The following is a 21,499-nucleotide window of genomic DNA, read 5'->3' as shown; positions in this document are numbered from 1 at the left end:
AGAAGAAAAATGGGCTGAGGTAAGGGGTTATGCTTCAGCCAACACCTCTCTCCGGACTGGAGATTCGGTTTCAGTCGAATCGGTTGCATGCCCATCGGTAGAGCGGCCGTATATTTTCGCCTTCAACGATTCGCTGAGCAGGTACATAACCGGTACTACCAGCAGGGTGATACCCGTGGCAAACACCAGGCCGAAAATGATGGTCCAGGCCAATGGGCCCCAGAACGTAACCGACTCACCACCGATGAAGAAGTGGGCGTTGCCGGAGGCAAACAGTTCGTAGAAGTCGATGTTCAGACCGATGGCCAGCGGAATCAGACCCAGCGTGGCGGCCGTAGCCGTCAGGATTACCGGATTCAGACGGGTGCGGCCGGCCAGCACGATGGCCTCGCGCAACGGCATGCCCTGGGCCCGCAGGATGTCGGTGAATTCGACGAGCAGAATGCCGTTTTTCACCACGATACCGGCCAGGGCAATGATGCCTACGCCCGTCATTACGATACTGATGTTCATGCCCGTAATGGCCAGGCCCCAGAACACGCCCGCAATGGAGAACAGCACCTCCGAGAGGATGATGAGCGGCTTGCTGAACGAGTTGAACTGCATTACCAGAATCAGGAAGATAAGCGCCAGGGCACCCAGGCCCGCCATGGGCAGGAAGTCGGTGGTTTCCTTCTGGTCTTCCTCGGCACCGCCCATCTTGATGTTGTAGCCGGCGGGCACGCGGAAGGACGTCAGGGCCTGCTTGACCTGCGCGGCCACATCGGGACCGGTAAAGCCGTTGAGTACGTTCGAGCTAATGGTGATGATGCGCTTGGTGTCCTTGCGCTTGATACCACCGTAGGTCGAGCCGTAGCTTACATCAGCAATGGCCGAAATGGGCACCTGACGTACGGCACCGGTAGCGTCGCGGAACGTCAGCGGGGCGTTTACCACGGCATCCACGTCGTTGCGGTAGGGCTTGGCGTAGCGCACCTGAATCGGGTACTCGTCGTCGGGCGTCTTGAATTTGCTGGCTTCCGAGCCGTAGATGGCCGTGCGAACCTCCAGGCCGATCTGGCCGGTGCTGATGCCCTCCCGGTTGGCGCGGGTCCGGTCGATGTTAACGGCAATTTCGGGGTTCCGGTCTTCCAGGTTGGAGCGCAGATCCTCGATACCAGCAATGTGCAGCGAATCGACGTAGCGCTCTACTTTCTTCGAAATCTTAGCCAGCGTGGGGTAGTCGTCGCCACTTACCTCGATGGCAATAGGCTTCTGCTGAGGCGGACCGCTGGCTTCTTGGTCGACGGATACTTCGGCGCCGGGAATGCCTTTCACCACTTCCCGGATTTTATCCATGTAGGTGCTGGTGGCGGGGCCGGTCCGGTCGCTGAGCTCCTTGAAGGCTACGCCCACCTTGCCCATGTGCGACTGCGACACGCCCGAGGCCGTAGCTTCGGAAGGGTCGCCGGCGCCGATGGCCACGTTGGTAATCACCGATTCCACGTCGGGGTTGCTCTGCCCGATTACGCCATAGATGCGCTTTTCGAGCACGCGCGTCACCGAGTCGGTTACTTCTACGCGGGTACCAACGGGCATCCGCAGATAGGTGTAGATGAACTTAGGGTCGCCTTTGGGGAAGAAGTCCACTTTGGGGCCGCGCATGCCGATGGCAATGAAGGAGCCAATGAAGAGCACCAGCACGCCCACCATGACCAGGGCCGGATGACCGATAGACCAGCGGACCAGATTGGCATAGCCGTTCTGGAAGCGGGGCAGGGCGCGGGTCTGGAACCAGGCAATCATCTTCACGAGCACAAATTTGTCAAGGATGATGAAGCCCGCCAAAGCCAGCAGCAGATTGCCCAGGAAGTGGCCGATCAAGCCGGTCGTTTCGCCGTCGGCACCTACTTCGGGCGTTTTGCCCAGGGCCAGCACGTTGAACAGTACACCCAGCACTACCAGCACCGCAATGGTGATGATAAAGCCCCGGCTAACCTTGGCTTTGCCATGCAGGTCTTCCTCGAAATGCTCTTCGCGCTGCATGAAGCTCACGGCAAACACGGGGTTCATGATGAAGGCCACCACCAGCGACGACATCAGCGTGATGATGAGCGTAACGGGCAGGTAGTACATAAACGAGCCCACGATGCCCGGCCAGAACAGCAGCGGCACGAAGGGTGCTACCGTCGTCAGGGTACCGGCCAATACCGGCACGAATACCTCCCCGGCCGCGAATTTGGCAGCGTTGGGCGTGCTCAGGTTGGGGTGCTCGTGCAGCAGGCGGTGCGTGTTTTCAATTACCACAATGGCATCATCGACCACGATACCCAACGCCAGCAAAAAGGCGAAGAGCACAATCATGTTCAGCGAGAAGTCGAAGCCCGGGATAATCAAAAAGGCCAGGAACATCGACAGCGGCACCGACAAACCCACGAACATAGCGTTGGTGGTGCCCATGAAGAAGAGCAGAATGAAGGTAACGAGCAGGAAGCCGATGATGATGGTGTTGATTAGGTCGTGCAGCGTCACGCGGGTATCGTTCGACGTGTCGCCGGTGATGGTGACCTTGAGCTCCTTGGGCAGCGTCTTCTCGGTTTCCTTCACCAGGGCCTTGATTTTGTCGGAGGCGTCGATGAGGTTTTCGCCCTGGCGCTTCACTACGTTCAGGGTAATGGCGGGCTTACCGTCGAGGCGGGCGTAGCTTTCCCGGTCCTTGAAGCCGTCTTCCACGGTGGCAATGTCGCCGAGGCGCACGGCAGCTCCGTTCAGGTTTTTCACCTGAATGTCGGCAATGTCGGCGGCGCGGGCGTACTGCCCGGCCACGCGCACGGCGCGCTTCTGCTGGCCTACGTCGATGGAGCCGCCCGATACGGTGAGGTTTTCACCGCCGATGGCGCGGCTGATGTCGGAGAAGCCCAGGCGCGAAGCCCGCAGCTTGTTCAGGTCCACATCCACGTTCACCTGCTGGTCGAGGGCACCGATGATGTCGACCCGGGTAATTTCGGGCAGGGCCTCAATCTTGTCCTGGAAGTCGTCGGCTATCTTTTTCAGCTGCGCAGCGGGGAAGTTGCCGCTCAGGTTGACGTACATAATCGGCTGCTCCGATATATTCACCTCTTTCACCGTGGGGGCGGTGGGCAGGTCGTTGGGCAGCTCGGTAGCAGCCTTATCGACGGCATCCTTGATGAGCTGCTTGGCGTACTGCACGTCCACACCGGAGTTGAACTCGATATCCAGAATGCAATAGTCCTGGTTGGAGGTGGAGTTGATCTTCTTCACCCCGTTCACGCTCTTGATTTCTTTTTCGAGCTGGCGCGTCACCAGGTTTTCGATGTCGGCCGGCGACGTGCCGGGGTACACCGTAGCCACGATGATGCGGGGAATCACGATGTCGGGGAATTTTTCCTTGCCCAGCTTGATGTAGGCAAAAATCCCCGCCACGCACAGCAACACCGTGATGATGTAGATGCTGGTCTTATTATTAATGGACCAACTGGTTGGTCCGAATTCTTTTTCCACGTCCTGCATGGCGTAATGGGCAGTTAAATGTGGGTAGATAGTTCTTAGCGCGGCAGCGGGCGGCCGGCCCGCTGCGGCACGCTACAGGCTGACGGCCTGTCCTTCATTCAGATTCTGATACCCGGCGGAAATCACCTGGTCGTTGGCCGCGAGGCCCTGGGTCACTTCTATTTTACCGTTGTAAGTCGCGCCGGTTTTGATGACGCGCTTGGCGGCTATTTTCTGGCCACCTTTCTGTTCTACAACATATACGTAGCTGTTTTGCTCATCTTTCTGCACCAAATCCACGGGCAGCACGGTAGCATTGGCGCGGTCGTAGTTCTGAATGCGTACCGTGGCCACCATGTTGGGCCGCAGCTGGGCAATGGCTTTGCTCAGGCGAAACTCCACCGAGAACGTACGGCTGGTGGGGTTAATGGTGCGGCTTACCACGCGCACCGTAGCCGGCACTTCCTGGCCGCCGAGGTCGGTTACCGTAATCAGAGCCTTGTCGCCGACGTTGATCTGGTTGGCGTAGGCTTCCGACACGTCGGCTACGATTTTGCCGCCGCTGCCGCTCAGCAGGCGCACCACCGGCACGCCAGGCGCGCCGTTTTCGCCTACTTTGGCCGGCACGTCATCCACTACGCCGCTGAAGGGCGCTACCACGTTGTACTGGGCACGCTGCCGCTGCTGGGTAGCCAGGCTGCGCTGCAGGGCCTCGTAGTTGTTTTTGGCCTGCAGATACTGAATTTCGGTACCGATTTCCTGTTTCCAGAGGCGGCTTTGCTTGTCGTATACAATCTTGGCCAGCTCCAGGCGGGTGCGCAGCTCGGCAATGCCCGATTCGAGCACGGCCGCATCCTGGGTAGCCAGCACCTGGCCCTTGCTCACCCGGTCGCCGCGCTGCACGCGGATGTCGGTGAGCACGCCCGGTACGCGGGGCGAAACGTTGGCGTTTTCGTCGAAGTCGACGCGGCCTTGCACTTCGAGGTAGCTCTTAAAGCTTTCGGGCTGCACGCTAATCACGCTAACGGGTGTAGCTTTTGCTTCGGTGCTTTCGGCGCCGGGGCCGGCTTTGGCTTCCAGCTCGGCAATCTTGGCCTGGTTGGCGGCCTGTTCTTTTTTCAGCTTAGCCAACTCAGCGGCCGGGTCTTGCTTGCCACCGCAGGAAGCCAGAAAAGCCATTGCCAGCACGGCCGCAGAAGTAGTGTATTTCATAAATCGAAGGAAGAGGGAAAGGCTAGAAGACAACGGGGTAGCGGCCGGGCCAGGAGTCTCCTAGCGTGTAGTTCCGGGCCGGCCGCTCCTTTATTTCTTCGCTTGGTTATACAGTTCGCCGGTGGCTTTGTCGCGGTCTACCTTGGCTACCAGCACGTCGTAGATGGCGGCGTAGTAATTGGTTTGGGCGGCACGCAGCTCGGTTTCGGCCGTCACTACTTCCAGGTTGGAGCCTACGCCCTCCTGAAACTTAATGCGCGACACGCGGGCCACGTCGGAAGCCAGGTCGAGGTTGGCTTTCTGGTTGTCGAGCACGTCGAGGGCGTTGATGAGCGTGGTGCGGCTCTGGGCATCCTGCAGATCAATGCTCTGGCGCAGGGTTTCGAAGCCTTTCTCCAGGGTTTGCTGGGTCACGCGGGCCTGCTGCACCTGGTACTTGCGGCGGAAACCATCGAATACCGGTACCTGCAGGCTCAGGCCCACGTTGCCGAAGCCAAACCAGTTCTGGTTGGGAAAGCCGTTGGAAGCGCGCGAGTCGGGGCCGCGGAAGGCCATCAGGTCGCCGAAGTTCTTAGCCGAGCCCGAGAAGCCATAGGCGGCCGTGGCTACCAGGCGGGGGTAAGCACCGGCGCGGCGGTTGGCCAAATCGAGGCCAGCCAGGGCCTGCTGGGTTTCCAGGGTGCTGAACTCGATGCGGTTATTATAGTTGAAAGCAGCAGCCAGCTGGCCGGTGCGGCCCCCGCTCAAGGCGGCTTGCTGGTCCTGGCGGCTCTGGTCGGTGGTGGTGCCGGCCGGGGCCGTGCCGTTGGGCACATCGGCCTGGCCGGCCGCGCTGCCGCCGGTGTTGAAGTTGGCCCCGCCCAGGCGCTGGCGCAACGAGCTGGCATCGACTACGGCCGAGCCGAGCGAGTCGGTCAGCTGCACGGGCTGATCCTGGCTAAGGCCCATCTGAAACTTAAGCAGGGCTAGGCTCAGCTCGGTGAGGCGCTGGGCTTTCTGCTGCTCCACCACCAGATTGTTGCGCTGCACGCGCAGCCGGTCCACGTCGATTTTCTCGGCAAAGCCGGCTTTAAACGTTTCGCTGGTTTGATAGAGTACCGTGTCGAGGCGCTGCACGTTGCGGGCCAGCAGGCCCAGGCGGGCCCGGGCTACCAGCGTGCTGTAATAGGCTTTGCTCACCTGTTCCACCACGTCGATTTCGGCCTGCTGGGTTTGCTTTTTGGCCAGCTCAGTATACACCTTGGCGGCTTTCAGTCCGATGAGGTAGGCCCCGTCGAAGAGCAACTGCGACACCGAAGCGCTGGTGTTGCCGGCATACTGCAGGCCAAAGGCGAAGGCCTGGGGCGGCACCGGGTCGGAGGCCACGGTTACCGTTTTCAGGTTCACCGTCTGGCCGTTCTGGGCATTCACGATGTCGGTGGAGCTGAGCTGGGTGGCCGAAGCCCCGCCGCCCAGAGCGCCGAAATCGACCAGGCTTTTCTGCAGCTTGAAGTTGTCGGCCAGGTTGGCCGCCACGTTTACCTGGGGCAGGCCAGCCGAGCGGATTTCACCCACTCTGGCGGCGGCCGTCTGCTCGCCCAGGCGCGTGGCCTGCAGTGAGGCTTTGTTCTTGATAGCGTAATCGATGGCCTGCTGCAGGGAATACTGCGAACTGATAGCCGGCGCAGAAGAATTCAGGGCCGGCGTTTGTGCCAGAAGCTGCTGGACACCGATGAAGGCCAAAGCCGCCAGCAGGAACAGAAAGCGAAGCGTATTTTTCATAAGAGCGAAAAACGATAAGCGGAAAAGGGAATGAGGGCAGAGTAGTAGGGCAGCTTAAGCTTCCGGTTCGGTTACGTTCCGGTATTCGTTGATCAGCCGGTGGCCTTTCAGGGAAGAAATACCGGCCAGATAGTGCTCCACGCAGGCCGTATGAATGCGCTGCAAGTCGAAGCTCTTGGCCGGGAATACTTTGGGGTCGAAGATGATTTCTATTTCAGCCAGCCGAATGCGGGCAATAACGTCTACGTCGATATCAGCCCGATACACACCTTCGCTGATACCCCTATGCAGGTTCTCAATGATTTTGCGTAGGATGAAGGTGTTCTTGTGCTCATCGAACAGGGCCCAGGCCTGCGGATGGTATTTCTGCAGGTCGAAGAAGATGCTCGGGTGCACGTTGCTCAGGGTTTTCTTGTGCCACTGCATCAGGTTGTACATCTCTTCCATGGCATTGCTGCCGGTGGCAAACACATTCTCACACTCTACCTCTTCCGAGAGCAGGTATTTCTGCATCACGCCGTGTACAATCTGGTCCTTGTTTTCAAACCATTTGTAGAGCGTCTTTTTCGACATGGCCAGCTGCGAGGCAATGTCGTCCATCGACACGCTGCGGATGCCGTTGCGCATAAACAGCTCGACGGCTGCCACTAAGATCCGGTCTTTGATTTCCATACTCACGGGGCAAAGATACAATGGAAACTTTAAACGACTTCAAAGTTTCCATTAATTTTTCATTATCCGTGGGCTGGGTTTCACGTCCCTTTCTGGCTGACGAACAGTGGCCGGAAATACTTTATGCGGGGCACACTATATTTTCAGAAACTACTCCAATCGGTTGGCAATTGCTTTTAACCGGCAATACTGACCGTGTACCCAACTCTTTCAATCCGCTCCAAGCGTCGTACCTTGGCCCCTCTTTCCACCTTGTTTTCCCTCTCCCCTATCGTATGAAAATCCGCACCGGCTTCGGCTACGACGTGCATCAGCTGCAGGAAGGCCTGCCCTTCTGGCTCGGCGGTATCCAGGTGCCGCACACCCATGGCGCCCTCGGCCACTCCGATGCCGACGTGCTCATCCACGTAATCTGCGACGCGCTGCTGGGCGCGGCCAACCTGCGCGACATCGGCTTCCACTTCCCCGACACCGATCCGCAGTACAAAGGCATCGACAGCAAGCGGCTGCTGGCCGAAGTGATGCGCCTGCTCCGCGCCAAGGGCTATGAGGTCGGCAACATCGACTCGACTATCTGCCTGGAAGCACCCAAAGTGAACCCCCACATTGCCGAAATGCAGCGCGTGCTGGCTGAGGTAATGGGCATTCCGGCCGACGATATTTCAATTAAAGCCACCACCACCGAAAAGCTCGGCTTCGTAGGCCGCCGTGAAGGTGTGGCCGCCTACGCCAGCGTCCTGATCGTGCAACCCTAACGGTGAAATTGTGAAGTTGTGAAACGGTGAGTTTGTTGTTCAATCTGCGCCATTGGCGCCAGCGGAACGAAAAATCACTATTTCACAACTTCACAACTTCGCAACTTCACTTTCCTAAATGAAGAAAACCTCGTTTTATACCCTGCTGCTGGCCGCGTGCTGCGCCACGACGGCAGTAGCCCAGCAGGCTCCGGAGAAAATTAAGGTCAAGCACAAGCGCGGCAAGACCGAGGCGGCCACTACGCCTTCTGATGTTGTAACGCCCACCGGCCCAACGAAGCAGGCCCCGGTAGAAGCCGACTGGGCCGACAACTACGGCGCTACCATCACCCAGGCCGACCTGCGGGAGCACCTCACCGTGCTGGCCTCCGATGCCTACGAAGGCCGCGAAACCGGGGAAAAAGGCCAGAAAATGGCCGCCGAGTATATTTCCAAGCGGTTTAAGGACCTGGGCCTGACCGGCCCCGTAGCTGATTCGGACAACCCCTATCTGCAGCACTTCACGATGGAGCGCAGCAGCTGGACGGGCAGCGCCTCGCTAAAAGTGGGCGGACAAACCTACAGCTGGCTCAAGGACTTTTACGCCTACGGCAGCTCGCCCTTCCAGACGGCTACCACCATTCAGCCGGTTTTTGCCGGCTACGGCATCGAGCAGGACGGCTACAGTGATTACGCCGGCCTCGACGTGAAAGGCAAAGACCTGATTATTCTGCTGGGTGAGCCCATGAAGGCCGACGGCAAGGCTCTGCTGGGTAAAGACGGCCAAGGCAGCAAGTGGGGCATGGATTTCCGGGCCAAGGCCACCAAAGCCGCCGAAAAAGGTGCCCGCAGCGTGTTTTTTGTGGATGTAACGCCCGACAGCTTTGGCAAGTCGGTGGCCCGCATGACGCCCTACATCAGCCGCCCCTCCATAGCATTTCTCGACGCCAAGGAAACGCCCCGCTCGGCCTTCTTCGTGTCGCCGGCTGTGGCTTACAAGCTGCTGAACACCACGGCCGCTAACATTACTAAGTACCAGAGCGCGGTGACCAAAGCCGGCAAGCCGGTAGCCAGCACGTTTAAGCCGGCCAAAGTGGTGATAACCGCGCCCAAGAAAAAGGAGCAGTTCACGACCGAAAACGTGCTGGGCTTCCTGGAAGGTACCGACAAGAAAGATGAAATCCTGGTCGTGTCGGCTCACTACGACCATATCGGCATCATTGGCGGGCAGGTGCACAACGGCGCCGACGACGACGGCTCGGGTACTGTTTCGGTGCTGGAAATGGCCCAGGCTTTCACCAAGGCCAAGGCTGAAGGCCACGGTCCGCGCCGCAGCATCCTGTTTCTGACCGTAACGGGCGAGGAAAAAGGCCTACTGGGCTCCGAATACTACACTGACCACCCCATTTTCCCGCTGGAGCGCACCATTGCCGATCTGAACATTGACATGGTGGGCCGCACTGATAAGGAGCACGAAGGCAAAGGCGACTACGTCTACGTCATCGGCTCCGACAAGCTTTCCTCCGAGCTGCACGCCATCAACGAGGAAGCTAATAAGAAGTACACCCAGATTGACCTCGACTACCGCTTCAACGACCCCGAGGACCCCAACCGGTTCTACTACCGCTCCGACCACTATAACTTCGCCAAGCACAAGATTCCGGTGGCTTTCTTCTTCAACGGCGTGCACGACGACTACCACGGCGCCGGCGACGAAGTAGAGAAAATCGAGTTTCCGAAGATGGAGAAGCGCGCCCGCCTCGTGTTCTTCACAGCCTGGCAGCTGGCCAACCGCGACGCCCGCATCGTGGTGGATTCCAACAAGCAATAAGCGGCTGTAAATTGAGTACTCCGGGCCCGGCGCTGCTTCCATTGGCAGGGCCGGGCCCGGCTTTTTTTAGTAACTATATCCTTCGTCAGTGTGAAAAAACACTTTCTCGTTATTCTGCTTGCCACCGCCAGCCAGCTTCATACGAATGCCCAGAACCGGGGACCCGCCGCCCAGCCGGCTGCTCCGGCAGCACCAGGCTTTGCGGCCACCATTACGGCCGCCGGGCTGCGCCAGGACCTCACCGAGCTGGCTTCCGATGCTTACGAGGGCCGGGAAACCGGCCACGCCGGCCAACGAAAGGCAGCGGATTACCTGAGCCGGCAGTTTGAGCAAATGGGCCTGCTCGGCCCCATGAACGGCACCGGCAATGCGTATCAGCAGCCGTTTGGGCTGGTAGGCACCACGCCCGCGGCAGCCGGCCGGCTGCAGGTAGGGGCCGCCACTTTCGTAAGCGGCCAGGACTTTGTGAGCTTCGGTGCTGTAACGCTACCGGCTTCGGCCGCCGCCGCTGATCCGGTTTTTATGGGCTTCGGCATCGAAACGGAGCGGTACAACGACTACGCCGGCCAGCCCGATGTGCGGGGCCGCGACGTGCTGGTGCTGCAGGGCGAGCCAAACAACGGCCTGGGGCGGAACCTGCTTTCGGGCAACAAGCAGGAAAGTGAATGGACGTCGGTGTTTCGCAAGGCGGCACTGGCCCGCGACAAAGGAGCCCGCAGCCTTACTGTAGTAACATATGCCACGCCGGCGGCCTTCCGCAAGCTGGTTCGGCCCACACTGCCTTACCTGAGTGAGCCGACCTACGGCCTTACCGCGCCGGTACTGCAACCCGACGATAAGCAGTACCAAGGGCAGGTTCCACCGGCCTACATCAGCACGCTCATTACCCACGGCCCGATGGGCGCAACCCTGCTGGGCACCACCGTCGACGCCCTGTGGCGCTACGACAAGGAAAGCTACCAGCTGGGCCGCCCGCCGGCCCGGTTTCAGCCCGTCGCCTTCACGGTAGAAATGCCCCACCAGCGCGAAGAGCTGACCTCCAGCAACGTGCTGGGCTTCCTGGAAGGCACCGATAAGAAAGATGAAGTGCTGGTCATTTCGGCCCACTACGACCATGTAGGGGTGCTACACGACACGATTTACAACGGGGCCGACGATGATGGCTCGGGCACGTCGGCGGTGCTGGCGCTGGCTCGGGCTTTCAGCGCGGCCAAAGCCGCCGGCCAGGGGCCTCGCCGCAGTATTCTGTTTCTGCTAAACTCGGGTGAGGAAAAAGGCCTGCTGGGTTCCGAATACTATACCGGCCACCCGGTGCGGCCCCTGGCCCATACCGTGGCCGACCTGAACATCGACATGGTGGGCCGCACCGATAAAGCCCACCAGGGCAAGCCCGACTACCTCTACCTTATCGGCTCGAACCGGCTGAGCGCCGAGCTGCACACGCTCAGCGAATCCGCCAACGCCCAGAACACCCGCCTGCGCCTCGACTACAAGTACAACGACCCCAACGACCCCGAGCAGCTCTACTACCGCTCCGACCATTACAACTTCGCCCGCCACGGCATTCCAGTCATCTTCTACACCAGCGGCCTGCACCCCGATTACCACAAAGCCACCGACGACGTGGACAAAATCGAGTTTGACCGGCTGGCCGAGCGCACCCGGCTGGTGTTTTTCACGGCCTGGGAGCTGGCCAATCGGGAGCAGCGCCCCCGCGTAGACGCGCCAAAACCCTGATTTTGCCGGAACAACCGTCCGGGCGGGGCAGTTGGGGAAGTAATGTGCGCTTCGCTGGCCGCCACGCTTTATATTTGTTTACAACCCGCGCCCCACACCCTACTGCTATGACCACGAAAGCCGCTCAGTTCCAGACCGATTCCGACCGCAAAGCCTTCGACCTGGAACACCGTCGTAAGATTCGCTTCAACATTGGCAAGTACAACGCGGCCGTGCAAACCGGCCTGGGCTGGTACCAGGACCACGAGCTGGCGCGGGAGCGGGCTTCCTACCTCAAGGCCAAGGCCATCAATAACCTCGATCAGTATTTGCTGGAGTGGGAAAAGAACTTTACTAAGCGCGGCGGCAAGGTTATCTGGGCCCAGAACGCGGAAGAGGCGCTGAGTGAAATCGGCAAAATCATGCAGCGCAAGCACGCCCGCACGGTGGTGAAGGCCAAGAGCATGACCACCGAGGAAATCCATTTGAACAAGTACCTCGGCAAAAACGGCATCGACTCGGTGGAAACCGACTTGGGCGAGTTTATCGTGCAGCTCAACGGCGAGCGGCCCTACCACATCGTGACGCCGGCTATGCACCTGAGCAAGAAGGACATTGCCGACATCTTCGTGAAGCACCTCAAAATCGAGCCCACCGACGACGCGCAGAAGCTGGTGCTTACGGCCCGGCATCTGCTGCGCAGCAAGTATACCACAGCTGAGGTAGGCGTGACGGGCGGCAACTTCCTGTTGGCCGACATCGGTGGCATTGCCGTAACCGAAAACGAAGGCAATGCCCGCCTCTCGGCCACTTTTCCCAAGACGCACATTGCCATTGTGGGCATCGAAAAGGTGATTCCAAGCGTCCACGACCTGGATTTGTTCTGGCCCTTGCTCAGCACCAGTGGCACGGGGCAGCAGGTCACGGTCTACAATACCATTTATACCGGGCCGCGCCAGCCGCTGGAAAAAGACGGACCCGACGAGATGTACGTAGTGCTGCTCGACAACGGCCGCACCAACCTGCTGGCCCAGCCCGACAAGCGCGAGGCCCTGCACTGCATCCGCTGCGGAGCCTGCCTGAACGTGTGCCCGGTGTACAAGAACATCGGCGGCCACACCTACGAAGCCACCTATTCCGGTCCAATAGGCTCGGTTATTACGCCCCACTTGTCGGGTTTGCAGGAAAATAAGCACCTGAGCTTTGCTTCCTCCTTGTGCGGGGCCTGCTCGTCGGTGTGTCCGGTGAAGATCAACATTCACAATATTCTGCTCAAAAACCGCCAGCAGAGCGTGGAAGCTGGCTATTCCGACAAGGAAGAGCAGCGGGCCATTACGCTGTGGCTGCACGGGATGAAGCACCGCTGGCTCTGGGACATGGCCCCCACCAGCGGCAAAAACTGGGTACTAAGCCGCCTGCTGGGGGAAACCGGCTGGAACAAGCGCCGCGAGGGGCTACAGATTGCGCCCAAGTCGTTTAAGCAGCTCTGGAAAGCGCGGAAATAGCTAGAGAGGCCGAAAGCTTCCACAAGTTTGTCACGTAGCGCCAACGCACTACGCGCCAAGTCCAACTATTCCGGCCAGTAGTAGTAGAAAGACGCAGCGGGCACGGGGCCACGCGGTTGCGTATTATCTATGCTCGATTTTCTGTTGCGGAGCGCGGCCTTGCTGGCCGGCACGTTTGTGGTGCTTGCTACTATTTTATCGGCTATCCGGTCGTTTGTGCTGCCCCGCAACGAGTCGGTGCTGATCAACAACTGGGTGTTTATGGTCATTCGGCACCTGTTCAGCTTTCTGGCCGCGCGCTACCAAACCTATGCGGCGCGCGACCGGGTTATGGCGCTTTTTGCGCCGGTGGCCCTGGTCATGCTGCCTATCGTGTGGCTTATGCTGCTCTCCATTGGTTACACCGGCATCTACTGGGCGCTGGGCGAAGGCAGCCTGACGAAAAGCTACCTGCTCAGCTCGTCCTCCCTGCTCACGCTGGGCTCGGTAGAAGCCTCGGGCGTACTTATCAGCATGGGCACCTATTCTGAGGCTACTTTCGGGCTGCTGCTCATTACGCTGCTCATTTCCTACCTGCCCACCATGTACCAGGCCTTCACGCGGCGTGAGTTGGTGGTGGCCCGTCTGGAGCTGCGCTGCGGCACCAACCGCACCGCCACCGAGCTGATCTTGTGGCTGAACCGCACCGGTGACCTCACCGACGACGGACCGCAGTGGCAGGCTTGGGAAGAGTGGTTTGTAGAAATCGAGGAAACCCATACCTCCCTGCCCATTTTGTCGTTTTTCCGCTCGCCGCAGCCGGGCCGCTCCTGGGTAACGGCCGCCGACCTGATTCTGGATGCCGCCGCCGTCATCATTAGCGCCGTAGACCAGAAGCGCGACCCGCAGATGGAGCTGTGCTTCAAGGCTGGCTGCGTGGCCATCAACCGGGTGTCGCGCTACTTCCAGGACCGCGCCCAAGCGGAGCCCTCGGCAGCCATTACCGACGAAGACCCGATAGAAGACGCCACCCGGCGCGACTTTTACCGGACCTACGAGCAGCTGCAGGAAGCCCGGGTACCGTTGTGTGAAAACCGGGAAGAAGCCTGGCAGAAATACCAGGAATTGCGCCCCCGCTACCGGGAAGCCGTGCAGTTTCTGGCCAGGCTCACGATGGCGCCCGAGTTGAAAGCCATTGGCGGCAACCACTGAGCCGGGGCTTCGCCCTCGCCCAAGCGGCCCGAAAATCAGGCTCGTAGAAAAGGACTATAGTAAGTATTTTTCGAATTTAACTGCTTAAAAACAGTCTTACACCAGTTCAGCTTACGTTCTGATAAAATTAGTTGTACTCAATATTATAAATCCGTTATTTCAAGATATTTCCAAGGCATGCAGGCGTAGCCCTGGCCAAAAATCACGCTACTCCTGCCTTCTTACTACGGTGTATGCCAACGGCGTATACTGCTTACTCCGCCCCTGGGCCAACCCGGCCAGCCTACCCACCCGCGTATCCCTTAATAGTTAGTACCCGGCAGGCTAGCCTGCTGTTTGCCCGATGCCGCGTAGTGGCCAAGCTTCCGCTTTGGCCCGCACCGGTCCGGGTTCTGCCGTTTCTTTTTTCCATTCATACTTTTTTCTATGCAACAACCTTTACTCCTGGGGCTACAGCGTGCTGTAGAACCTCTGGGCCCGGAGCGCCGCGCCTTGCCGCGGCTGCTGGGCTTGGGCACTCTGCTGCTGACCATGCTGAGTAGTCAGCTGGCCTCGGCCCAAACCATCAAAACCCTGCCCGGCGACTACGCCAGCGTGCAGGCTGCCTTCACCGACCTGAACACCAACGGCGTACCAGCCGGCGGCGTTACCATCAACGTGGCGGCAGGCTACACCGAAACGCCGACGGCCGCGCTGCTGCTCACGGCCACCGGCACTTCGGCCAACCCCATCGTCTTCCAGAAATCGGGGGCAGGCACCAACCCCGTACTTACGGCGGGCGTGGGTACTACCACTACCCTTGATGCCATTATCGGCCTTTCGGGGGCCGACTACGTCACGTTTGACGGTATTGACGTAGCCGAAAATACTACCAATACCACGGCTACCACGCAGATGGAATACGGTTACGCGCTGTTCCGGGCCTCGGCCACGGATGGCTGCCAGAACGTGAGCATCCGCAACGCTACCATTACCCTCAACAAAGCCAACACTAGCACAATTGGCATTTTTGGCTCGACGGCTACGGCGGCCAGTGCCACGGCCATTACCGCCACCAGCGCGGCCGGTGCCAACAGCAACATCAAGCTCAACGGCAACACTATTACCTCGTTTGTCGGCATCTATCTGCTGGCCAACACCGCTACGGCGGCTAACACCGACACGGGCAACGAAATCGGGACGACGGCCGGCAACACGCTCACCAACCTGGGCGGGGCCAATACCAACGTGTACGGTATCCGGGCGGAGTATCAGAACGGGCTCAAAATCGAGAACAACACGATAACCATTCCGGCGGGCAATACCAGCACCACCATTCGGGGTATCGGGGTGGGTGTGAGCACAGCTACTGGTATGACCGGCACGCTGCTCATCAACAACAACACTGTGTCGCTTACCTCGGCTACGTCCGGGGCCGTGTGGGGCATCAACCAGGCCGGCTCGTCGGGGCTGACCAGTGTGACCATCAGCAACAACAAGGTGCAGAACTGCGCCCTGACCACCACCGGCACCGTGTCCTACATTCAGGACGCCAGCTCGGCTACGGCCCTGACCTCAACCATTACGGGCAACCAGGTGACGGGCAACTCGGCGGCTACCACGAGCAATGTGGTGGGCATCTACCGCTCGGGTGCCTCGGGTACGGCCAACATTGCCAACAACACCGTGGGCACCACTGCCAGCGGCAACACGGTAACGGCGGCCAACGGTACGTTCTATGGCATTCAGGCTACTACGGGCACCATCACGCTCAGCGGCAACACCATCAGCAACAATACCTTTACCGCCAGCGGTACGGCCGTCGTAACGGTGTACGGCTACTACAACTTCGGCTCGCCGACGGCCGAAACCCTGACCAACAACATCATTACGGGCCTCACCATTGCGGGTAGCAGCACGGGCACGGCCCACATTTTGGGAGGACTGTACACCAATACCGTAGCCTCGGCGGTGAAAGCCATCAGCGGCAACACTATCGGTAACCTCACGCTTGGCACGGCCACCGGCACCGCCTCGGGTACCGTAACCGGCCTGCTGCAGTTCTTGGGCACGACTGTTACCATTGCCCAAAACAAAATATACGGCCTGACGGCCTACGGAGCCGCCGGCAACGTTACGGGCATGCAACTGAGCTCGGGCATTACTAATACGGTAGCCAACAACCTGATTGGCAGCCTGAGCGCACCGGCCGCCACGGGTACCGCGGCCGTCAATGGGGTGCAGATAAGCGGCGGCACTACCGCCAATCTGTACTTCAATACCATCTATCTGAATGCCGCCAGCACCTCGGCCACCACGTTTGGCACGTCCGGCATCTATGTATCCTCGCTCACGCCAGCAGTTGATTTGCGCAACAATATCGTGGTGAATACCTCCACGGCCGGTGCTACGGGCGGCGCTACGGTAGCCCTGCGCTACTTGGCGGCCCCGGGCACCTCGTTTGTGGCTACTTCCAACAACAACCTCTACTACGCCGGCACTCCATCGGCCACGCAGCTGATTTACGCGGAAGGCACTACTACCCTGGCGAATGCCAAGCAAACCCTGGCCGACTACAAAGCCTACATTGCCACCCGCGACCAGGCGGCCGTGACGGAAAACGTGCCGTTCAGCAGCACCACTGGCGCTGACGCCACCTTCCTGCACATCAACCCGGCTACGGCTACCCAGGTAGAAAGCGGCGGCGTAGCGGTTACGGGCATCACCACCGACTTCGACGGTCAGACCCGCGGTACCACGCCCGACATCGGCGCCGATGAGGGGACCTTCACGCCCCAGGATCTGAGCGGCCCGGCCATTGGCTACACCGCTTTGGCCAGCTCCAGCAGCACCGCCAACCGCACCCTCGTCGTTACCATCACCGACCCCAGCGGCGTGGCCACCGGCACCGATGCTCCTCGCCTCTACTACCGCAAAAGCACCAGTGCCACTTACGTTTCGGCAGTGGCTACCAGCATTAGCGGCTCGGCCTATACCTTCACGCTCGACTACGCCGCTCTAGGCGGCGTGGCCGCTGGCGACGTTATTCAGTACTACGTAGCGGCGCAGGACAACGCGGGCAACGTATCGACCAGCCCCGTGGGCGGCTCGGGCGCCACGCCTCCCGGCAGCACGGCCCCGGCCACGCCGGCTTCCTACACCATTCAGGGCATACTGGCTGGCGTGTATTACGTGGGTACGGGCACGTCGCCCGATGCTGCCCGCACCTACCCCACGCTGACGGCGGCCGTAGCGGCCTACAACAACAGTGGCCTGGGCGGTGCGGTAACATTCCTGCTGCTCGATGCCACGTATTCGGCTACCACGGGCGAAACTTTCCCGCTGGTGCTAAGCCAGAACCCCGAGGCCAGCGCCACCAACACGCTGACCATTAAGCCCAACCCGGGCGTAACGACTACCATTACGGGTAGCCTGGCGGCCGGTGCTATTCTGAAGCTCAACGGCGCTGACTACGTAACCATTGATGGCGCTAACACCGCCAGCGGCACCACCCAGAACCTGACCATTGAAAACACCGCTACCACCGGTGCCGGCAATGCCGTAGTGTGGCTGGCCGCCGCTGCCGCCGGCGACGGCGCCACGTTTAACACGGTGAAGAACACGATTATTCGCGGCAGCGCGGCTACGGGCACGCCCCAGTTTGTGGTGTTCGTGGGTGGCGGCGGCGTAGGCGTGGCTTCGCCCACCACCAGCACACCGGCCGCCAACTCGAATAACACCATTACCAACAACCAAATCCAGAAGGGCTACTACGGCCTGTTCATGTTTGGCCCCTCGGCTACGGCCGCCGACCAGAGCAACGTGGTAAGCAACAACCAGCTGGGCCAGGGCGCCGGCAATGGGTTCGGCCTGGAAGGTATCCGGGCAGTGTACCAGCAGAACATCCTCATTGAAGGCAATGAAGTGCAGAACGTCAGCAACGGCAATTCTACCAGCAACGTCTACGGCATCTTCCTGGCCGATTCGAAAGGTGCCACGCTGAGCCGCAACTCAGTGCACAACGTGAGCTACACCGGTACCAGCACCACCAAGGCCTGGGGTATTTTCACCTCGAACGTGGCCTTCAACACGGCGGCCAATGCCAGTGCTGTTACGGTAGTCAACAACCTGGTGTACAACATCAACTCGTCGGCTACCAGCAGCACCTGGAACACGGTAGGCATCAACAACGGTGGCGGCTACGGCGACAAGTACTACTACAACACGGTGTATCTGAGCGGCCAACTGAGCGCGGCGTCGGGTACGGCGGGTTCGGCCGCCTTTGCCAACGGTAACCCCAGCGTTACCACGTTTGCTGCTAACATTGATGTGCGCAACAACATCTTCAGCATCATCGGGGCCACAGCCGGCACGGCTACCACGCCGCTGTACGCCCACTATACCCAGGCCACTACCTACGCGGGCAGCACCCTCGACAACAACGACCTGTACGTAGTACCCGGCACTACCGGCGCCGCCCGCATCGGCCGCCTGAACGCCGTAGACGCCGCCGACCTGGCAGCCTGGCGCACGGCTACGACGCAGGAAGCCAACTCGGTAAGCGCTGACCCGGGCTTTGCCCAAACCACCACTGTGCCTTACCTGCTCAAGCCTTCGGTGACGGCGCTGAACGGCGCGGGTGTAGCCATTGCCGGCATCAGTGTCGACTACCTGGGCACCACCCGCACCAGCCCGCCTGATATCGGGGCCTATGAGTTTACCCCCATTGCTACGGATCTGGTTCCGGTGGCCCTGCTTACGCCTTCAGCTTCTACTACCTGCTACGGCTTTACAGAAGCAGTATCGGTCAGCATCCGCAACGCCGGGTCGGCGGCCATCGACTTCACTCAGAATCCCGCCACGGTAACGGTGGCCGTAACGCCGCCCGGCGGCACGGTGCAGACCCTGACGGCTACCATCACGACCGGTACGCTGGCCAGCGGCGCCACCCAAACCGTAGCCCTGACCGGCACGGTAGATATGACGACGGTAGGCGCTTACTCCTTTGTAATTACGGCCACCGTGCAGGGTGACGGCAACACCAGCAACGATGTGCTGGCCGCCGTAACCCGCACCGTGGTTAACGCCACACCTACCCAGAGCATCACGGCTCCGGCCGCAGCCTGCGTGGATGCGCCCTTTACCATTGCCGTAGCCAGCAACAGTGCCGCCGGTTCCATCCGCGGTACGCAGGCACCGGCCCTGGCCATTCCCGACAACGCGCTGACCGGCGCTTCATCGACTATTACCCTGAGCGGTGCGCCAGCTACGGCTACCATTTCGGCCGCCAGCACCGTGCGCGTTACCCTCAACATTACCCACACCTACGACGGTGACCTGGATATCTATCTGGTAGGCCCCGGCGACGCGGGCACCTTGGAACTGTCGACCGACAACGGGGCGGCTGGTGCCAACTACACCAACACGGTGCTGGCTACCGGCACTACGGGCGCTATTACGACCGGCACGGCGCCTTTCACGGGCACGTACGCTCCCGAAGGTGCCATTGCCACTGCTCCTACCTTAAACAGCGGCACCGGCAGCGGCACGTACACGCTGCCAGCTACGGCCCTAAACGGTGTGGCCATCAACGGCGACTGGAAGCTGTATGTGTATGACGACGCCACCGGCGACACCGGCACGCTGCTGAACTGGAGCCTGACCATTGCCGACCCGGCTATTCCATCGACTACCATCACCGGCCCGGGTACAGTTTCGGCCCCGGTGGTAAGCGGCGGCACCAGCACCTTCACGGTAACCGGCGCCCCGACTGGCAGCAATGCCTACGTGGTAACCACGGTAACCCCAGCTGGCTGCTCGACCAGCGCTACGCAGTCGGTGAACGTGACGGCCCTGCCCACGGCCAGCCTGACGGCGGCTACGGCGCAGGTGTGCGCGGGCACTACCTACCAGCTGGCTGGTACGGTGGGCGGCTCGGCTACGGGCGGCACCTATACCAGCAGCGGCACGGGCACGTTCTCGCCTAATGCCACTACGCTGAATGCCGTGTACACGCCTTCGGCCGCCGACATCACCGCCGGCTCGGTGGTGCTGACGCTGACCACGACCGGTCCGGCCGCCTGCTCGGCCGCTACGGCCAGCACCACGCTGACCATCAACCCGGCCACTACGGCCACGTTCAGCTACTCCGGTGGCACATTCTGCCTGAGCGGCATCAACCCCACGCCGACTATTACCGGCACGGCGGGCGGCACGTTCAGCTCGACTGCGGGCCTGAGCCTGGATGCCGCCACGGGTGCTATCAACTTGGCTTCTTCTTCGACCGGCACCTACGTGGTGACTTACAGCGTAGGCGGCTCCTGCCCTTCTTCGAGCACGGCTTCGGTTACGATTACGGCGGCTCCTTCGGCTTCCTTCTCCTACGCCACGGCCACGTATTGCGCGGGCAGCTCGGCCACTGTGGCTCCGGCCTTCGGTAGCGGCAGCAGCGCGGGCAGCTTCACGGTTTCACCGGCTACCGGCCTCACTATTAATGCCACGACTGGCGTTATCACGCTCTCGTCGAGTACGGCCGGCACCTATACCATTACGAATACCATTGCTGCTTCCGGCGGGTGTGCCTCAGCTACGGCCGCAGCTACCGTCACCATCACGGCGGCCCCAGTGGCGACGCTGACGGCTGGCGGCGCCACCACGTTCTGTCAGGGCGGCGCGGTAGTGCTGTCGGTACCAACGGCAACGGGCAGCACGTATCAGTTCCTGCTCAACGGCACCGCCATTACGGGTGCTACTTCGGCTACCTACACGGCTACGGCCAGCGGCAGCTACTCGGTGACCGTTACCAACGCGGGCGGCTGCTCGGCTACCTCGGCGGCCACTACCGTAACAGTAAACCCGACGCCGGCCACGCCAACGCTGACCCTCACCGGGCTGCCTAACGGTGCGGTGCAGCTGAACTCCAGCGCGGCTACCGGCAACCAGTTCTACCGCAACGGTGTGCTGATTCCCGGCGCTACGGGCCAGACCTACCTGCTGCTGTCGAGTGCCCAGAACGGTTCTTACACCGTCGTTACGACCGGTACCGGCGGCTGCGCATCAGCCCCGTCCAACACGTTGACCGTTGTGGTAACGGCTTCGGGCACTACCAGCCTGGCTGGGGTTAGCTCGCTGCTCTACCCCAACCCGTCGCAGGACGGCAACGTGACTCTGGAGCTGCGCGGCTACACCAAAGCTACCCAGCTCACGTTGTTCAACAGCCTGGGCCAGGTAGTACGCGCCACCACACTGCATCCCGAGAAGTCGGCGGGCGGCGTGAGCACGCTGCCGGTTGATTTGTCGGCGCTGCCGGCCGGTATGTACTGGCTGCGCTTGAGCAGCCCCGATACCGGACTGCAAACCCTGAAGCTGGTGCGCGAATAAGTCCACTGCGTTTTCAGCAATGAAAAGCC

10 protein-coding genes are annotated in these 21,499 nt (G+C 60.5%); 6 read left to right on the top strand and 4 right to left on the bottom strand.

All coding sequences use genetic code 11. The annotated features are described in order from the left end of the window. Positions 1-27: 27 nt before the first annotated feature. The 4 genes from LGH74_RS15585 to LGH74_RS15570 all read right to left on the bottom strand — a co-directional run bounded on the left by LGH74_RS15585 (position 28) and on the right by LGH74_RS15570 (position 7,134). Positions 28-3,510, bottom strand: a complete 3,483-nt coding sequence (locus LGH74_RS15585) for an efflux RND transporter permease subunit (protein WP_226177065.1) — start codon at positions 3,508-3,510, stop codon at positions 28-30. A gap of 72 nt (positions 3,511-3,582) precedes the next feature. After that, the gene (locus LGH74_RS15580) at positions 3,583-4,701 is read right to left on the bottom strand and encodes an efflux RND transporter periplasmic adaptor subunit (RefSeq protein WP_226177063.1); all 1,119 of its coding nucleotides are present in this window, start codon (positions 4,699-4,701) and stop codon (positions 3,583-3,585) included. Positions 4,702-4,791: 90 nt separating this feature from the next. Then, positions 4,792-6,462, bottom strand: a complete 1,671-nt coding sequence (locus LGH74_RS15575) for a TolC family protein (protein WP_226177061.1) — start codon at positions 6,460-6,462, stop codon at positions 4,792-4,794. Between the two features lie 54 nt (positions 6,463-6,516). Continuing rightward, positions 6,517-7,134 (bottom strand): TetR/AcrR family transcriptional regulator, encoded by a 618-nt coding sequence (locus tag LGH74_RS15570; protein ID WP_226177059.1) that lies wholly within the window; start codon positions 7,132-7,134, stop codon positions 6,517-6,519. A gap of 275 nt (positions 7,135-7,409) precedes the next feature. Here LGH74_RS15570 and ispF point away from each other — a divergent pair, with 275 nt between their 5' ends. From ispF to LGH74_RS15540, 6 genes are all read left to right on the top strand, one after another. Further along, positions 7,410-7,889 carry a 2-C-methyl-D-erythritol 2,4-cyclodiphosphate synthase gene (ispF, locus tag LGH74_RS15565; RefSeq protein WP_226177057.1) on the top strand — a complete coding sequence of 160 codons (480 nt, stop codon included), beginning with the start codon at positions 7,410-7,412 and terminating at the stop codon, positions 7,887-7,889. Between the two features lie 118 nt (positions 7,890-8,007). After that, positions 8,008-9,699, top strand: coding sequence for a M28 family peptidase (locus tag LGH74_RS15560; protein WP_226177055.1), 1,692 nt, complete (start codon positions 8,008-8,010; stop codon positions 9,697-9,699). Positions 9,700-9,789: 90 nt separating this feature from the next. Next, positions 9,790-11,436: a M28 family peptidase gene (locus tag LGH74_RS15555; RefSeq protein WP_226177052.1), complete on the top strand. Its 1,647-nt coding sequence runs from the start codon at positions 9,790-9,792 to the stop codon at positions 11,434-11,436. Positions 11,437-11,543: 107 nt separating this feature from the next. Continuing rightward, on the top strand, positions 11,544-12,920 hold the full coding sequence (locus tag LGH74_RS15550; protein WP_226177050.1) for a LutB/LldF family L-lactate oxidation iron-sulfur protein: 1,377 nt from the start codon (positions 11,544-11,546) through the stop codon (positions 12,918-12,920). Between the two features lie 129 nt (positions 12,921-13,049). Then, positions 13,050-14,111, top strand: coding sequence for a hypothetical protein (locus LGH74_RS15545; RefSeq protein WP_226177048.1), 1,062 nt, complete (start codon positions 13,050-13,052; stop codon positions 14,109-14,111). 426 nt (positions 14,112-14,537) lie between these two features. Continuing rightward, positions 14,538-21,470, top strand: coding sequence for a proprotein convertase P-domain-containing protein (locus LGH74_RS15540; protein ID WP_226177047.1), 6,933 nt, complete (start codon positions 14,538-14,540; stop codon positions 21,468-21,470). The last annotated feature ends 29 nt before the right edge of the window (positions 21,471-21,499 follow it).

The sequence above is a fragment of the Hymenobacter lucidus genome, assembly GCF_020447265.1.
In the GTDB taxonomy this organism is placed as follows: Bacteria; Bacteroidota; Bacteroidia; order Cytophagales; family Hymenobacteraceae; genus Hymenobacter; species Hymenobacter lucidus.
This window is presented reverse-complemented; position numbering and strand designations above follow the sequence as displayed.

Excerpts from the sequence above, each read along its gene's own strand:
- LGH74_RS15560 (WP_226177055.1), top strand. The coding sequence starts at position 8,008 with ATGAAGAAAACCTCGTTTTATACCCTGCTGCTGGCCGCGTGCTGCGCC.
- LGH74_RS15550 (WP_226177050.1), top strand. The coding sequence starts at position 11,544 with ATGACCACGAAAGCCGCTCAGTTCCAGACCGATTCCGACCGCAAAGCC.
- ispF (WP_226177057.1), top strand. The coding sequence starts at position 7,410 with ATGAAAATCCGCACCGGCTTCGGCTACGACGTGCATCAGCTGCAGGAA.
- LGH74_RS15575 (WP_226177061.1), bottom strand. The coding sequence starts at position 6,462 with ATGAAAAATACGCTTCGCTTTCTGTTCCTGCTGGCGGCTTTGGCCTTC.
- LGH74_RS15580 (WP_226177063.1), bottom strand. The coding sequence starts at position 4,701 with ATGAAATACACTACTTCTGCGGCCGTGCTGGCAATGGCTTTTCTGGCT.
- LGH74_RS15540 (WP_226177047.1), top strand. The coding sequence starts at position 14,538 with ATGCAACAACCTTTACTCCTGGGGCTACAGCGTGCTGTAGAACCTCTG.
- LGH74_RS15570 (WP_226177059.1), bottom strand. The coding sequence starts at position 7,134 with ATGGAAATCAAAGACCGGATCTTAGTGGCAGCCGTCGAGCTGTTTATG.
- LGH74_RS15585 (WP_226177065.1), bottom strand. The coding sequence starts at position 3,510 with ATGCAGGACGTGGAAAAAGAATTCGGACCAACCAGTTGGTCCATTAAT.
- LGH74_RS15545 (WP_226177048.1), top strand. The coding sequence starts at position 13,050 with ATGCTCGATTTTCTGTTGCGGAGCGCGGCCTTGCTGGCCGGCACGTTT.